The sequence below is a fragment of the Dokdonia ponticola genome (assembly GCF_042653865.1).
Taxonomy (GTDB): Bacteria; Bacteroidota; Bacteroidia; order Flavobacteriales; family Flavobacteriaceae; genus Dokdonia; species Dokdonia ponticola.
Genome location: NZ_JBHSFV010000006.1, coordinates 95,770 through 112,673, shown reverse-complemented (window position 1 = coordinate 112,673; position 16,904 = coordinate 95,770). Strand labels below are relative to the sequence as shown.

The 16,904-nt window shown below is 36.6% G+C and carries 12 protein-coding genes; 9 read left to right on the top strand and 3 right to left on the bottom strand.

From position 1 onward, the window contains the following. Window positions 1–330: 330 nt before the first annotated feature. The 9 genes from ACFO3O_RS11165 (at window position 331) to ACFO3O_RS11125 (ending at window position 10,804) form a co-directional block, all read left to right on the top strand. Window positions 331–1,701, top strand: a complete 1,371-nt coding sequence (locus ACFO3O_RS11165) for a Shedu anti-phage system protein SduA domain-containing protein (protein WP_379978757.1) — start codon at window positions 331–333, stop codon at window positions 1,699–1,701. A gap of 788 nt (window positions 1,702–2,489) precedes the next feature. Then, window positions 2,490–3,254, top strand: coding sequence for a hypothetical protein (locus tag ACFO3O_RS11160; RefSeq protein ID WP_379978755.1), 765 nt, complete (start codon window positions 2,490–2,492; stop codon window positions 3,252–3,254). A 736-nt stretch (window positions 3,255–3,990) separates the two neighbouring features. After that, on the top strand, window positions 3,991–4,413 hold the full coding sequence (locus tag ACFO3O_RS11155) for a DUF7670 domain-containing protein (RefSeq protein WP_379978753.1): 423 nt from the start codon (window positions 3,991–3,993) through the stop codon (window positions 4,411–4,413). A gap of 217 nt (window positions 4,414–4,630) precedes the next feature. Then, window positions 4,631–5,740, top strand: a complete 1,110-nt coding sequence (locus tag ACFO3O_RS11150; protein WP_379978751.1) for a serine hydrolase domain-containing protein — start codon at window positions 4,631–4,633, stop codon at window positions 5,738–5,740. A gap of 175 nt (window positions 5,741–5,915) precedes the next feature. After that, window positions 5,916–6,482, top strand: a complete 567-nt coding sequence (locus tag ACFO3O_RS11145; protein ID WP_379978749.1) for a PhnA domain-containing protein — start codon at window positions 5,916–5,918, stop codon at window positions 6,480–6,482. A gap of 200 nt (window positions 6,483–6,682) precedes the next feature. Further along, the gene (locus ACFO3O_RS11140; RefSeq protein WP_379978747.1) at window positions 6,683–7,150 is read left to right on the top strand and encodes a hypothetical protein; all 468 of its coding nucleotides are present in this window, start codon (window positions 6,683–6,685) and stop codon (window positions 7,148–7,150) included. A 5-nt stretch (window positions 7,151–7,155) separates the two neighbouring features. Beyond that, window positions 7,156–9,054 carry a GMC family oxidoreductase gene (locus ACFO3O_RS11135; protein WP_379978746.1) on the top strand — a complete coding sequence of 633 codons (1,899 nt, stop codon included), beginning with the start codon at window positions 7,156–7,158 and terminating at the stop codon, window positions 9,052–9,054. A 2-nt stretch (window positions 9,055–9,056) separates the two neighbouring features. Further along, on the top strand, window positions 9,057–10,280 hold the full coding sequence (locus ACFO3O_RS11130; RefSeq protein WP_379978744.1) for a ferritin-like domain-containing protein: 1,224 nt from the start codon (window positions 9,057–9,059) through the stop codon (window positions 10,278–10,280). A 125-nt stretch (window positions 10,281–10,405) separates the two neighbouring features. Beyond that, complete coding sequence (locus ACFO3O_RS11125; RefSeq protein ID WP_379978742.1) at window positions 10,406–10,804, top strand: putative quinol monooxygenase; 399 nt, start codon at window positions 10,406–10,408, stop codon at window positions 10,802–10,804. Between the two features lie 177 nt (window positions 10,805–10,981). Here ACFO3O_RS11125 and ACFO3O_RS11120 read toward each other — a convergent pair whose 3' ends face one another. The 3 genes from ACFO3O_RS11120 to ACFO3O_RS11110 form a co-directional block, all read right to left on the bottom strand. Then, the gene (locus ACFO3O_RS11120; protein WP_379978740.1) at window positions 10,982–11,482 is read right to left on the bottom strand and encodes a hypothetical protein; all 501 of its coding nucleotides are present in this window, start codon (window positions 11,480–11,482) and stop codon (window positions 10,982–10,984) included. Between the two features lie 28 nt (window positions 11,483–11,510). After that, complete coding sequence (locus ACFO3O_RS11115; protein ID WP_379978738.1) at window positions 11,511–15,176, bottom strand: hypothetical protein; 3,666 nt, start codon at window positions 15,174–15,176, stop codon at window positions 11,511–11,513. Between the two features lie 137 nt (window positions 15,177–15,313). Further along, entirely contained in the window at window positions 15,314–16,849 is a 1,536-nt protein-coding gene (locus ACFO3O_RS11110; protein ID WP_379978736.1) for a hypothetical protein, read from the bottom strand. Between the last annotated feature and the right edge of the window lie 55 nt (window positions 16,850–16,904).

Below are 16,904 nucleotides of genomic sequence, written 5' to 3'. Positions count from 1 at the left end.
GCCCTCTTCAGTCCTAACCTCACGGTTAGCAACCTTGCAGCTTACTAATGGTTCAAAGAGCCTGTCCTGAGCGATAGTCGAAGGATCACCCCTGCCCATAAGGGACTTGCACCCTCTAAATGAATTATTTATCTTTCGATAAATAAAAGATGCCCATGCTGGGCACACACACGGTGTATAATTCATTGCTAAGTACTAGCCTACTTACGAAAATCCTCGCGGATTTTCTATTTGGTTTGTATTTGCTAAATTAGGTGCTTAGACACGCAACGAAATCATACACTAACACTGTTGTGCGTAATGCTGACAAAATCGTGATTAATTAAAATTATGGGGAAACCAAAGAAAAAACCAATTGAAAAGTTAATTACAAAGGTTAATGCTTCATTACGTTCTGATTCATCCTTAAAAGAGTACAAATCAAAAGTTAAGATTCGCAATAAAATACTTTTTGAATACAATTCCTCTTCAATCAAGTTTAATACTAGAAGATATTACCCTAGTCGAATTATAGATTTAGTCGAAGATGATTTTAAGGTTACTTTCAAATTGAATCACGAAACTTTGGCATTGCTTGGTTCTTCATTACCAAATCCACCAAGAGGAGCGAAAACAATTATTGATTTATTTAGAAAAACAACTACTGACACTTTTAGCCAAATAAATATTGGAGGAAAAGAAAATAAGATAAGTGGAACTACAATATACATAACAACAGTATTATATAAGACTATAAATAAAATTAACCAAGAAGAAGGGAAAGATAAAGCTGTTAGGTTTCAGAATCGTACAATACCTTTCTTAAAATCAAACTTCAAAAAGAGTTTTAAAGAACCTGAAAGTGAGAAAGATTACTCATTGCTGTTTCAAGAAGTTATTGCTAGCGGAAAATTTACTCAACAAGATATTCTTTCAGCAATTTCTGAACTTGATAGTGGTGAGAACAATACGGTTGTAATTGAAAAACAAATTAACAAACAAGTCGAGTGGCTAATTGAAAAGCTTCAAGAGATAATAGACATTCCCAGTTTTAATATTTCAACAGCACAGGAACTTGGGAACAAACATTTTGGTTTCAGCAAACTATCAATCACGGGAATTGAGCATTTAATGGAAATGATTCTGACCAAATATGGTAAGTACACTATTTTCGGTGTTCCAGTTCTGTTGAATACAGATAAATATGTAGTTCACAAAAAAGGTTTACCGCGTTCTCAATTTGATATAATATTAATAAATCACCTTTCTGACATAGAATTAGTTGAGCTAAAAAAGCCTGATACTAGAGTTTTAGATTATGACAACAGTAGAAATAAATTTTATGCATCTAAAGAATTATCTGTAGCTGTTTCTCAAGCAGAAAGGTATGTATCTGCAATTTATCGAGAACACGATGAAGATTACTTAATAAATGGAAAGAAAATAAGAGACTTTTTAAATGAAGAACTAGGAGGTTCTATGAATGTAGAGATTGTAAGACCAAAAGCATTAATTGTAATTGGAACTTATCAATCCTTGGTTAAAGACTATGAAGATTTAGCTGATAAAGACAAGAAAAAAGTATCTAAAGAGGATTACTCGACTAATTATTTACAAGCTTATAAGGAATTGAAAGATGCTTACAAGAATATTCATATATTGACATATTCTGAATTAATTGAAAATGCAAGAACAAGATTTTATGTGGATGAGACAGAATAAAACACTACGCACAATCGAGTAGGTGGTTCCGTCCCTAGCTAGGAACGGAATGCACCTCTCACACCACCGTATCCTTCGGCTATCGCTCAGGACAGGCCAAGTGGGTCTCGTATACGACGGTTAGCAATCCATCTTTTCAATCGCTCTTTACACCAATCAAAACTATTTCTTACTTTATCAAATGGCTACACATTTTCTAGGGAATCGATCACCCAATAACGAAAACAAATGCTCCATTTGGCATTTCAGAAAGGATTACTTTCAGTCCTTCCTCACTTGTGAGACCTATGCAGTTTTACTGCAACTCATTTCCTGTGAGTACTGATCTCTGCTGACTTCTCCACAAACCAACTCGTGATTATTCCCTCACGCCTGCTGGCTCATTCGCTAAAAATGTCTACTAGACATTTTTTAAACGCTCTGCCCTCTTCAGTCCTAACATCACGGTTAGCGACCTTGCGACTTACTAATGGTTCAAAGAGCCTGTCCTGAACGATAGTCGAAGGATCACCCCTGCCCATAAGGGACTTGCACCCTCTAAATGAATTATCTATCTTTCGATACATAAAAGAAGCCCATGCTGGGCACACACAAAGGCTATAATTAATACGGGTTTTGTTGCTTAATCCAAAGGTTAATACGTTAAACCAAGTCCGCCAAATCTTTTGATTTGGCTTTAAAGAAAAAAATAAATCAAAATAAAAAATTTTGACTAAGTGCTTGATTGAAAGTTCACTGCTTTTAATTCCCATACTAATCATAGCCGAGACGCTGTACATTAAAACAAAATGAAATTAACCAAATTATTGCTTCTTTATTTTTTGATATTCAGCTTGAGTTGTACATCACAAACACAGGAAACTTGGATTGAAATAGTTCAACCAACCATCGAACAAGAAGCTACCTCAATTTGGAGAACAATCAATGACATAAATTTTCTTGAAAAACAAGGATATAACATTAATCTACCAAAAGATTCTTTGATAGATTCATTGGTGAAAAAATCTAAAAATGGGACTTTTGGAAATGAAGACTTCCCTACAATCTATACACTTGTCGAAACCAAAGTATTTGAACATAAGAATTATGAGCAGGCAATACAGAAAGTTGAAAATGAGATTGACCTATTGAACAATCTTATCAATGAAATTAATGATACGAAAACTGGTTGGGATTGGGATTTTAAGATGTTTGACAAATACAAAGTTGTATTCACTTTATATGGAACTGGAGGAAGTTATGACCCTGATGAAGGAATAATAACTTTACTAACAAATAAAGAAGGCGGATTTATGAATTATAAGGATCCTGCCTATACCATAATTCACGAAATCACTCATATGGGAATGGAATATTCGATTGTAGGTAAATACAACCTTTCTCACGGTTTAAAAGAAAGAATTGTAGACACTTTTGTATATCTAATGTTTAAAGAAAAATTACCAGAATACAATATTCAAACTATGGGAGATGCGAATATTGATGAGTATTTGAATAAGAAAAAAGATATAGAATCGCTAAACTCTATATTAAGTAAATTTGTAAAAAAATAACTTGCCACAACATTGGTAATGGTTGTACAACCCCATAATTTCCCGAAAAACACCCGTATATAAGCCGTTTTATTACGCTCTTATTTTTTAAGTGAAGGAATACATCTTATTTTTTGAAGACCTTACACATGTTATCTTTAACTCTAAAAGCATCTTTTTTACAAAATCATTAAAAACAAGCGCTTCTACCCCACTTTTTACCTTTTTATGAGTGAATTCTTATGAATTTGAATGCTTTTTTAGTTGCTTTCGCGAAAGCTTACAAAACCTCTAGACACACATAGACAATACACAAATATTTTACCTGTTGTGCTTCTTTTTACTGCGTATAAAATTGGTCAGAGAACACGGTTACTTCATTGTAAGGCATTGAATAATTTCTCTTAATAAATGGTAACACCTTATACATAGCTAGTTCTTATTTTTTGTACTTTTAAGAAGCCTTGTGTAACAGGCCAATGCGTATAGCAAATAGGTTATAGAGCGATTTACAAAAGTTAGTGTTATTGCAAACACCAACAAATCGTTGATTTGGCTTGTAAGAGTGAATACACTTAAAATAAAATGTTTGTCTTCAACTTAAAGCGGTTTTTTACTAATCTACTTACCATGCACTAAACGTCATGAGCAGGTTTTAGGAACACAGTAAACGAAAGAACGATAAAAAGTAAAAATGAGGACTTATTACAAAAAAGAAGTTTCCTCAAAACTTACATAGGTAATTAAAATTAATAAGATGAAAGTAAGTATTAAAATAATCCACTGGCTGCCAAGAATTATATGCATGCTAGCGATCCTGTTTATCAGTGTTTTCGCACTGGATGCCTTTAATCCTGAAAAAATAATCTGGCAACAGATTGGTGATTTTCTTATGCATCTCATTCCGTCATTTGTATTGATCGTTTTTCTGATCATTGCCTGGAAACGAGAATTTATTGGTGGTATCATATTTATGTTGATTGGACTTGGGTTTAGTCCAATTATTTTTATACATAATTATAACATGAACCAATCTGTATGGATGAGTCTTATAATTATTCTCATGATTACAATCCCATTTATTATTGTAGGAATTCTTTTTATTGTGAGTCATAAAATAAAAAAGAAGAAGATGAAGAATCTTTTCTCTTCAACTAAAAATCATCAAACCAACCCATGAAAACGCTGACCTGTACTCACCTTCATACTCTGATAAAAACAACGCATGCTACCACATCTCCCGAAGTTTTTAAAACAATTGATTTTAAAAATTTCCCGTAGACGTATACAACACTCTTTCACAACTACACCTGTCACTCTATTTCATAAAAAACACATAGATCAGCAACATCCCAAAAAAGTACTCGTCCTTAGAAAGTAACCAACACATTCATTATATGAAATTCATTATCTCTTTCTTAAGTTGTCTCATCCTTTTGTTAAGTTGTAAAAACCCAGAAAAAAAAGCTGTTGACCCCGTACTCGTTTCCATGACCAAACATGCGGATTCGCTTCTTTTAGATCCCAAAATAAATGCGGTCTCCATAGGCATTTATAAAGACGGGGAAAAATACAGTGCTCACTATGGAGAATTAGACAAAGGAAAAGGAAATCCACCAACAGATAAGAGTATCTATGAAATAGCATCGGTGAGTAAAACATTCACTGGCATTCTTGTCGCAAATGCCGTTTTAGAAGGAAAACTGAGCCTTGAAGATGATATTCGGAAGTACCTAAAAGAAGATTTTAAAAATTTTGAACACGAACAAAATCCAATTAAAATTAAACACTTAATAACGCATACCAGTAGCATGTCCAAATTCTTACCCGAAAGTATCAATGCCTTATTCAGTGATTTTAATGAAGAGTTACCTTTTAAGGTATATGAGATTCAAAAGAGTTACAGTAAAAAAGACTTCTTTCAGGACCTACACGCTATTGAAATAGATACAATCCCTGGAGAGAAGTACGCCTATTCTAACGTAGATACAGAGCTCATGGCAGAAATATTAGAGAATGTCTACAAAAAGTCATTTAATGACCTATTGAAAGACTATTTCCAGTCCAATGCAGCTATGCAAAATACGTACATCCATCTACCAACACATAAACAAAAGGATTTGGTAAATGGCTACGGAATGAGCGGTAAAATAGTTCCTCATGAAGTTTTCATATATGGAGCAGATGGCGGTGTAAAAACCACCATGCCAGACCTTGTGAATTATTTAGAATTTCATTTAGATACAACCCATACAACCGTTCAAGAGTCTCACAGGGTTCTTTATGAAAATGGAAATCGGAAAATGGGATATTACTTACCCATTCGACATAGTGAAGCATACGGTACATATTACAGCATGCATGGAGGCGCTTTTGGAAGTCAGAATTGGTTCTTTGTCCTTCCCAAATACAACCTAGGAATTTCTATAATCACCAATCAAAGCGACTTAGACACAGCTGATAAACTCATGAAAACTGTCAAAGCATTGATTGATGATTTAAAATAAAGGTTTATAAATAAAGGTCAATGTAAGAAAGCGAAATCATTATATCAGGTTATTTTAGCACTTCCATTAAAATAGCATACCCATTCACTTTAAATAACACACTAAACCTATAAAATACCCTCATTTTTTTGTTTCTTCGCGCTTAGAACAACCTAAGAACAACCAAAGCATACCCATGAGCAGTTTAAGAGAATTACAAAAAAGAAGCACGGTCTGCGAATTATGTAGCAGTGATGAAGGATTACAGGCATATACCGTCATTCCAAGAGAAGAAGAAATCCTTATATGTACAAACTGTATGTCTCAATTACAAGACCCAGAAACTAGAGATGCCAACCATTGGAGATGCCTCAATGATAGTATGTGGAGCGAAGTCGATGCTGTAAAAGTAGTTGCTTGGCGTATGTTACATACCCTCAAAAAAGAAGGTTGGCCACAAGATTTACTAGACATGATGTATCTAGAAGAAGAGGTTTTAGAATGGGCAAAAGCTACAGGAGATCATATCGTAGAAGATGAGAATTCCATTATCCATAAAGACGTCAATGGCACTCGACTTTCCCAAGGAGATAGTGTGGTTCTTATTAAAGATCTAGATGTAAAAGGCGCTAATTTTACTGCTAAACGAGGTGCTTTTATGCGTAATATTTCATTGGTTCATGACAATGCCGAGCATATTGAAGGAAAAATCAACGGACAGCAAGTGGTGATTGTCACCAAGTATGTCAAGAAAAGTTCGTAACCCAAGACAAGAAGCATCTATTCTTGGAAAGTATTTGATGATACGCTTTCGTACTTCGGCTACGCTCAGCATAAACTTCTGCCTCACTATGCTCCTTGAAAGCGTACCCAATAGCATTCCCTTTTTCATTAAAATCCCCGTATAAATACGTATAAAATACACTCCTAAAACCTGTACTTTCATTTCATAATCAACCTATTATGAAAGAAGACATCCATGGGTCAGAGATTCTACTAGAAATTTCGGCCTATCTCACAGGGTTTGAAAAAGCAGACTTGCTCGGCACAGGAATGCTTGAACCTTACTATGAATACACCTTACAACAGTATCTAAATGCCAATGATGGCAACACCTTACGATCCTTTTTACTAGCGTCCAAAAAAATCATGGACGAATTCGCTCCAGATGAAAATGCCGTGATTAAAGCCGTTAAAGATCGCTTTTTACCCTACTCAAAATTTAATACCCTCGTCACTCAAATTGTCACGATGTGGTACATGGGGGAATGGAATGGAAATATCATTTCGATAAACGGCTATACCCAAGGACAAGCCTATGTTCAAGGCCTCGTTTGGGATGCCGCAGAAACGCATCCACCAGGGGCAAAACAACCTGGATACGGATCCTGGGCTATACCTCCTATTAACGCCAAAGGCACTATAAAATAATCGATATGAAAGAAAAAGAATATGATGTTGTCATTGTAGGATCGGGAATTTCTGGATCGATTATGGCAAAAACACTCACACAGGCAGGAAAAAGTGTCTTGATACTAGAAGCAGGACTTACCGCTGGAGCTTCGATGAAAAGTAACGGCTCTTATTACAACTATATGACTTATTTGGAGACGTTTTTTAACGCTTCCGCGAAAGTCCCCAACTCCCCCTACCCCAATTTAAAAGATGCCCCCTCTATTGATGTGATCAATATTGAAGCCATTCCAAGCCCGACAGAACCTGCCACCAAAGGCGACTATCTTGTCCAAGCAGGACCGCTCCCTTTTGGAAGTGATAACTGGCGAGGCCCAGGGGGAACTACGATGCACTGGCTAGGCACCACCCCCAGAATGCTCCCAAATGATTTTCAAATGAAAAAGAAATATGGTGTTGGCGTCGATTGGCCTTTTGGGTATGATGACCTTAAACCCTATTACGAAATGGCCGAACTCGAAATTGGCGTTTCGGGAAATGTCAAAGAGCAAAAAGGCCCTGGGGTAACAAAAAACTACTATGGAGATTATGAGTTCCCCATGAAAAAAATACCACAGAGCTACCTTGATGAAGTCTTTATGAAAGAAATGAAAAAAGGAGGGGATTCTGTTGTCAAACTAGACGGGAAAAAATATACAATAGAATTTGTAAGCACTCCCCAAGGTCGTAATTCTATTCCGTGTCAAGAATATCCATATAGAGGGATCCGATGGGATGAAAAACGCCAAGAACTTGTGCTAGAAAAAAGTACGCCTACAGAAAAATACCAACAGTCAGGGGCTATTTGGAGCCCTAATGTAGGATTACGTTGTGAAGGAAATGCAAGTTGTGTACCTATTTGTCCAGTGCAAGCCAAATACAATGCACTCAAAACCTTAAAGAAAGCTGTAGGTGAATATTTAGACATCAGAACACAAGCTGTCGCCTCAAAAGTATTGGTAGACTATACAACACAAAAAGTCACGGGTATTGAGTATAAAACCTTTGATACAGGAAATGATGTCGTGTACAATACCCATGTAGCTAAAGGAAAAATATACGTGCTCGGTGCCAGCGCCATCGAAAATGCAAAAATATTACTCGCCTCTGGCATTGCAAATTCAAGTGATCAAGTGGGGCGTAATCTTATGGATCATTGGGTATTGCTTACTTGGGGATTACTTCCTAAAAAAGCATATCCGTATAGAGGACCCGGATCAACCACCAATATTCCCACATTTAGAGATGGGGAATTTAGAAAAAACCATGCGGCGTGGATTTCTCCTGTCGATAACTGGGGATGGGCATGGCCCGTATTCTCTCCGGGAACAGACGTAAGTGCTGCGCTTAGCAAAAATATGCTAGGGAAAGAATTAAAAAATCACCTCAACGATGTACTAACAAGACAATTATTACTGCATTTTGAGTGTGAGCAAATTCCGTGTCCTGAAAATAGAGTTACGATCGATGAAGCGTATAAAGATCCTATTGGTAACTACCGTCCTATTGTACATTACCATACCAATGAGTATATGAACAAGTCACTAGAAGCGGCTGTCAAGGTATCTGATCAAATCTTTAAAGAAGCCAATGTAGAAGACTACACGCATTACAGTCAAGAATTAGATCCTGATTATGTAGAATATAACGGAAAAGGCTATAATTTCTGGGGCGCTGGACATATCGTAGGAACTCACAGAATGGGAACAAAACCCGAGAATTCTGTCGTAAATCCTGATCAACGAACATGGGATCACGACAACTTATATTTAATAGGTTGCGGGAATATGCCCACCCTAGGTACTTCTAACCCTACCCTCACCATGTCTGCCCTTACATTTAAAGCCGCAGAAGCCATTCTTAAACACTTAGATAAAAAATAATTATGAGTAATTCATACACCAATAATAGCGGATCAAGACGACAAAAACTCAATAGTCGTCTTAAGCACATACAACAACAAGAGGAAAAAAATAAAAAAATCTCAAAAACAATGTTACGCGGTGCCCTAGCAATAGCTCCAAAACATAAAGGTTCTCTAGAAGATTTAAAAGCCAACCTCCAAACAGCTATGGAGTTAGAGCATTCTACCATTCCTCCGTACTTGTGCGCCTTATACTCTATCAAAGAAGGTAAAAACCTAATGGCAGCAGAAATCGTAAAAAGTGTGGTTATTGAAGAAATGTTACACATGGTCATGGTGGCCAATTTAATTAATTCAGTTGGTGGGACACCAATTATTGGAAAAACAAAAGGAAAACCCTTTATCCCTACCTACCCGACGCATCTTCCAGGCAATGTGGATAAAGATCTTATCATAAATCTAACATCCCTCACAAAAAAACAAGTAGGTGTTTTTTGTAAAATAGAACATCCTGGAGATGAAGAACGTGAAGTCAAAGTGCAACTCAGAGTTAATGATGGGAAAACCGAATATGCCTCTATAGGTGCTTTCTACGAAGCGGTAATGGAACAAATAGAAACCCTAGAAGCAGAAGCACAACAGAAAGGAAAGACCATTTTTAACGGAAAAACACCCCAAGTAACCCCAGAGCATTATTACGGTGCTGGCGGAAGTATCATCAATGTAAAAAATATAGAAGATGCCCGTGCGGTTATTGATGAGATTGTAGACCAAGGCGAAGGAAGCTTCGGGTCTATTTTTGCCGAACCGTACAAAGAAGGAAAAGAAGAATACCTCTGGTTTGGTGCCGATGTTGAAGAATACGCACATTACTTTAGATTTAAAGAAGTACTACACGGCAGGTTTTATAAACCCACAGATTCTGCCCATAGAGATAGCCCAAACAAAGGACTTCCTACAGGAGAAAAAATTAACATCGACTGGAATGAGGTGTACATCATCAATGATAATCCTAAAATGAAAGATTATCCAAAAGACACCGAAGTGTATCAAAAAATGTATGACTTTAATAAAACATACACCCGCCTACTAGAAAATATCAATACTGGTTGCAACGGGAAACCGGAAGTCTTACGTGAAGGGATTGTAATCATGTTTGACTTAAAATACAAAGCGCAGGAACTTATGAAAATTCCTGGTATCAACGGACTTGGTGCAGGACCAAGTTTTGAATATGTAGATTAATAAAGTTGAGCTAGCAAACATCTAAAATAGTTTGTTTGTACGTAAATTACAATTAGTTAATAGTTTTTGACTTCATCCAAGATGACCGCACTAATCTGACTTTTAATCCCTAAAAAATAAAAAATATGATTTCAGTAACAGCTATTTGGACCATCCGAAAAGGAAAAGAAAGTGAAGCAATATCCGCATTAAAAATCCTTGCTTCAAAAGTAGAAGCTTTGGAGCCAGACACGCTTCTTTATATTCCGCAATCTATTAATACCAAAGGATACAGTAATCCTACACCAAACCCTAATGATATTCTCTTTGTAGAAATGTATAAAGATCAAGCCGCCTTCGATTTTCATTTGTATGGTCCAAATGGAGAAAAAGATCCAAGTGGCTCTTTTGTTGATTTCGTAAATGAATATGGTCACCTATTCGAATGGGATGATACCACAAACATGCCTAAAATGATCGTTACCGCGCTTAGTGCCTTTACAGGCTTTGTGAGGGAAGGGATGACCTTTCATTGTAAACCCTAAAGGTATTTTGATGGGTCCGCTACTTCGACTACGCTCAGCACAAGTTTCGCGAACCTGCCTTGCCGGCAGGCAGGAGCGTATAAAGAAAGAATCCCACTGCACAACAAGAGGTTAAAAACACAAAAAGAGACTGTCTTTTCAGACAATCTCTCTGTGAATCCTATTTTAGGGACACTTTTATAATTTTTCGTCAAAATAGCAAGAGATAGGCGCTGTATCATCAAGACCATCAGCATCCTCCTCCCGCAATAAGATGAAGTAATAATCAAAATCATGAGGATTATTAGGAGGAGGAAGTACATCCTTAAATGGACTCCCCACATATCTGTACTCTCCAGACAGAATCAATCTTGTGCTCCTATATAATGGACGAGTCAATCTTCCTAAAATACCATTCACCGCAGTTCCATTTCCTTTAAGACGTACGTGCATAATCACACCACCTCTACTAGATTCGAAACCAGAAGGGATTAATACTTGATCTGTTTCTGAACTTCCTTCCATAGTCATACCCAATCCTGTTATAGGGGTTCTTCCATCTGAACCTCCCCCATAATCAATTAGTAACGTGATTTTTCCTGAGGCCATCTCAGTAAATTTACCATCTTGGGTGTATATTTTATAGCTACACACTTTTCGTACTTCGTTTACTTCGGTAATATTTTGTTCTGTACTCATATTCTATTTATTTTTTGGTTATACAATACTATTTTCTAACGATATCTAAAGGAGCTACATCCAAATAGGCCATGGTTCCTGCGCGGCACAATTCACTACTATCAGATACAGCATTAAAGCTTACTCCTAGGATCATTATGGCAGCTTTTGATTCAGGCTCATCATCAAAGGTGGCTATGTTTAATGCACAACCTCCAATGGTTGATGTTGACTTAGAAAATAATTCCCACAAATTATTTACAATATGCTTATCGATATTTTCCTTGTCTTTAAAATCCGAATGGGCAATAGCAACAAGATTATCTACATATGTGTACCCGCCGTACAACATCGTGGTGATCTTTACGATAAACTTAAGTATACTTGAAATTTTTCCTGAAGGTCCTGGGCTTAGGACTCCATATATATTCCCCCCGAGTGTAATCCAGTGTACTACCCATGCTCCATATTTCGTCACCATAGGAGTACCATAAGGTGTATTACAACCAATTCTGATCAGGTCTATTGGTAAATTCAAATACGGTGGTATAGCACCTCCAGATAGTGCACTTACGATGGTAAGAGGGCTTTCTAACACATTTAAAATACCATTTGTAATTCCTTTCATGTGTGATAGATCTTTATAAACCCTCATCGGCATTTTTCCTCCTTCTAAGGATTTGAAAAGTGCTTCTCTTTCAAGATGTTCCATACCACCTGTGTCTGAAAAAGGAACGCGATTTGTTACCATTTTAAATACCAACGTCGTAGGAATCGCCATGACTAACATGAAGAAATTTACTAAGTTTAATCTTCTACTTTGGACAGGTAAATTCTCTCCGCCCCCTAATTGAATTATCAAATCAAATAACCCACTTATATAGGAATTTGGGATCATTTCTTCAAATAGAATTCGCTCAAATATTTTAAAGATTTCTCCTACGATATCAAACAAAACACCTACAATTGCCTTTCCACCACTTGCTAATTTATCTAGCAAACCCTCAATATTTTTATACAAATTAGCAGGGTTTGCCGTCCTGCCTTGGAACATGCTTTGAACATTGTTTATAATATGTACCAAGTCATTGATTACTCCTTCTATCCACCCCTCTAAATCTTTAAAGTGTTGTTCCCAATCAATTTCCGCTTCAGTTAATTTCTGTTTGATCTCCTCTAAAAATGTATCCACATCTAAATTAAGAGTAGGCGCAATGAGTACTCCTGTATCATTATTCTGTTTAATCAAACCTCCATTTTGTAATTGAAATAGACCAAAATTTCCTCCTGGGCTTGTATGTGTCATGCTTGTTGCCTTGGCAGCCTCAGGACGTTCATGCTGTCGTCCATTTTTTTGGTGATTGTCAATGTTGTGTTTTAAATCTGAATCTGCTTCTAATTTTCCAAAGGATTTTTTGATCTCGCCACGAATATTCTCAATCAATGTTTCTGCTCCCTCTTTTAACTCCTGTACTCTATGTTCTCCCTGTTTAAAACTTTGATATGTTATATTAGAATATACACCATAAGTGGTTATCACATCCTTCCAGCTAAAAAGAAAACCTATCCATTTAAAAATAGCATCTAGATCAATACCTAACCCTTGTTTTAAAATGGTTTTAAATGCTTGATAGATTTGGGCAGCTGTTTTTACCACAAAACGAAACATTTCTTCTCCGATTTTTATTGCAAAATGCCAAACGCCTTCTATATTTTTAACAATAAAACAAATAGTATCGGATATTGCTTTTTCAGCCCATCGAAGTGCATCAGAAGCTACAGAGTTTAATGCATCCCAAAACCAGTTTCCATAGATATCTGCTAGTGCTTCATCACCTTCTATATAACTTGCTTGACCATTCGCTATACATAATCGCCAAGTATCTACAGGATGAATATCGCCTGTAAATTGAGTCAATTCGCCACGATCTAGCATCATTGCTAAATCAATTTGTTGAATATTTGCTGTGGCTTCAAAAACAGGTCCTATGTTCTGCTTATGTGTTTCTGGAATGAGACTCTCTTGTGTATTCTGATCTACCAAATCACGTTCTAAATCTTCTTCATTGTTATAAGAATGTAATTTGTTGTGTAATTTTGTGGAAGGATTCACATTTAGAATATCTTCAAAATAAGAACTTGTTAGGATTAATTTTGGAATACTTGGCGTACCCGTCTGATTTACAATAGTAATTTTACCATTCATATCTGGATATACTAAGGTATCCTTGTGAGGAAGTAAACGCTCATGTTTTCCGTTTATAAGCACTTCTATTGACTCTTCACATCGTAAGGTGAAACTAGGGCGAACAAACTCATTATGCTTCTCACTATTGAACGCTTGACCATTTTGCCTGTGAATATTGATCTGTGTTGTTGAAGAATTGACTTCATTGATTATTGTCTTCTCGTTGGGAATTGGAATATTCTTTTCATGCCATCCGCTTGTACTGTGCTCAAAACGAGACATTTTATTTTCTCTGTCAATAAGAATTAATGATTCTCCGTGCCCATCCCAACCGAGCGTGGGATGAAATTCTTTAAGATCTTTATGAATAGGCACTGGGCTGAGATACTCAGGGTTTGCGATATAAGTATTTAATGTATCTATATCCAGCTCACGACGTAATCGATAGAGAATACCTTCCTGAGTAAGCGTCAGTAAAGTTACTTCCTTATGGTCACTAACCGTAAAAAGTTGTTGAATACCTTTGAGTTCATTTTCTTTAGTAAGACGGATGGGCTGATTTGTAGCTGCAATGCTTTTCCCTAAACTTTCGGCTTTATGTACCCAAAGTCCGTTACCTCCAAGGTAAAGGTCGGTATGCTCATCATCATTTGACAGTGCGGAATCCATAGAGCCAATTCCACCTGGAGGCTTAATTAATTCCCGACGTATGGTTTGCATCCCTCCATCTACATCTACTAAAACATTAAGACTTAATGTCTCAATATTGTCTCGCTCAACTAAAACATATACGCCGTACCCATCAATACTTTGCATGGGAACAATCGCTTTAAGGTTAGCTCCTGTAGTCGTTAAGGTAAATTCATACCATTTAGCTTCAGGAGTACCTAAACCTGCTGACTTCCAGAAATAATACTTTAAATCTCCCTGATGAAGTGTGCAAACTACTTCAAGGGACTCATAACTATCTCCGTTATCTAGGTTGAGTGCTGCAGTTCCTACTAGAATTTTCTGGGCTTTTCCTGAAAGAAATCCACGGCTTTCAAACCTATTTATGCGCTCTAAAAAGCCTTCATCTATCTTATTAGAGATAGAACCTGATGTCAATAAATGACTTATATCTTTCTCTTTTTCGTAAATTTCTAGAAGTAGTTTGAAATGTCCTGACTTGGTCTGGCTCACTTCAAAAGTAGTAATACTAAGATCTTCCCTGCCTGAAAAATAGGTATCAAATAATTGATTGTCAATGGTTATTATATCCCATTCTTCCTTCCCTCGCTCGAAGGAGGATCGTTTATAAGCAAGCTCTAATTGGTTCTTATCATTTAAGAAAAAAACCATTGGAAAGCCTTCTGAGTCTTTAATAGTTCTCAGATTTTTTCTAGCAATAGGTTCTGGGTGTGCACCAGGGCTGTATTGCTTCATTAAGTCTGAGTTTACTGTAATATTGAGTTGGTCATTTACACCGTCGATTCTAGCAGGAATGCTAAATAGGTGATCGTGTATGTGAGTTTTATAAATTTCCATTTTACATCTGTTTTTAGTTATTGTCATCTAGACTTAAGAAAATCATGACTAATAGTACTTGTTATTGATTTTCAATATTTTTAGTACGCTTTCGCGAAAGCGTATATATTCTAAATAGCAGCTTCGTATGTATATACTTAGCTGTTATAATTAAAATAGGTTCTGAGATTATTAAATGAACGGTAATACATCATGCTAGGAGTTGATAAACGAAAATCATTACTGGTAGGAAAAAACACAGGGGTAGCACGATTGCGCCAATGTTTCGGATCAAAAATGGTACGTTCAGGGCCATGATTCAATAAGAAAAACCGTGATATTTGTCCAAAATGCTCTCCTTCGGGTGTTGTCTGTTTGTCTGCGAAACGGATATAAGCTTGATAATCGCTTTCATTGGAAATCTCAGGCCATGCATGTTTATTACGTGAAAATTCAGGATCATCATAAAAAAAGAAATGACGACCATCATGAATTGTTAGATACAAGACGAGTTTAGCTTTCATATTAGATTGTGCTGGATAACGTCTTGCTGTCGCATGACGAATAATAGAACCATTGATATCTACTTTTACACAATGCCCATGTTTAGGATGTTTAAAATCAATTACATCAAATGTGTATGCATTGACCGTTGAGAAAGAGTACGGGAGTCCACTTTGTAATATTCCTTTTCTTACTTCGGTATGAAATGAAGTTCCCCATTTTCCTGGAGCTATTTGTTTAAAATCCCATTGGGTAGGATGACTTCCATTTTGTAACCGGATGATATAATTCAAGGAATCAATAAAGCCCTTCATGATAAAATGGGACTGAGAATACCGGAGGATTCCTCCTGCATCATTTGGATGATCTGTGCCATTGAAATTTGGTGTGTAATACAGTTTTCCGCGCGGGTCATTATCATCTCTGAGAACTTCTTCTGCTGGAGCTGGCTGGTGTAAAGACATCGCCATAAAATTGAGTAAACTATCCTGAGGGCGTTCTCTGTTATAGGTAAGCGAATGATGCAGCTTACTTCCCCAAAACATATGCTCTGGGTTGCTGTACTGATAATTTTCTGGAACCTGAGGACTCAAGGCTAGGATGTTTTGAGTCTCCATGAGTCCTGTTGTCTTGTAGTACGTATCTAACAACTCAAGGAGAATACTTTTATCACGCTGAGTCATATTTCCCGGAAGGGAACTCATACTAAGATCAGCAAGTTCACTTAGTCTGTCTTTTGTAAAAGTGAAGTAAAGCTTTTTAATTTGTAGTTCTTCCCATTTACTAAGTTCTCCAATATGGGCTTTTATGGAGTCTTCAAGATGACAAGATTCTGGTGACCAATCCGCTTCCTGGATTTCTTTCTGGACTAATGTGGTGAGATAAAGAATTTCCCAATTAGAGGGTGTTATATTTTCGTAGGTATGGTCTTCTCCAACAAACTTATTTACTTTAAAATTAACACCAATATAGGCTCTTTGTTTTTTTTGTTCTTCTTCAGCCAATAGCTGAATTTTATGGGGTAATAGAGAAGCCTTCAACCCATAATTTCCGTCCTTTATATCAATGTCTTTGGTTGGTTTTGGGATTCTACGATGTAAAGCTGAGAATTGACTGTTAAGTGTTAATTGTCTGACGGAAACAACCATATTAAATCCGCCCAAATCATACTTTTGATCTGAAATAGTCATAAGATAATGAGGTATTTATGTTAAAGATGAGATATGCTAAAAGTGAATTTTAGCC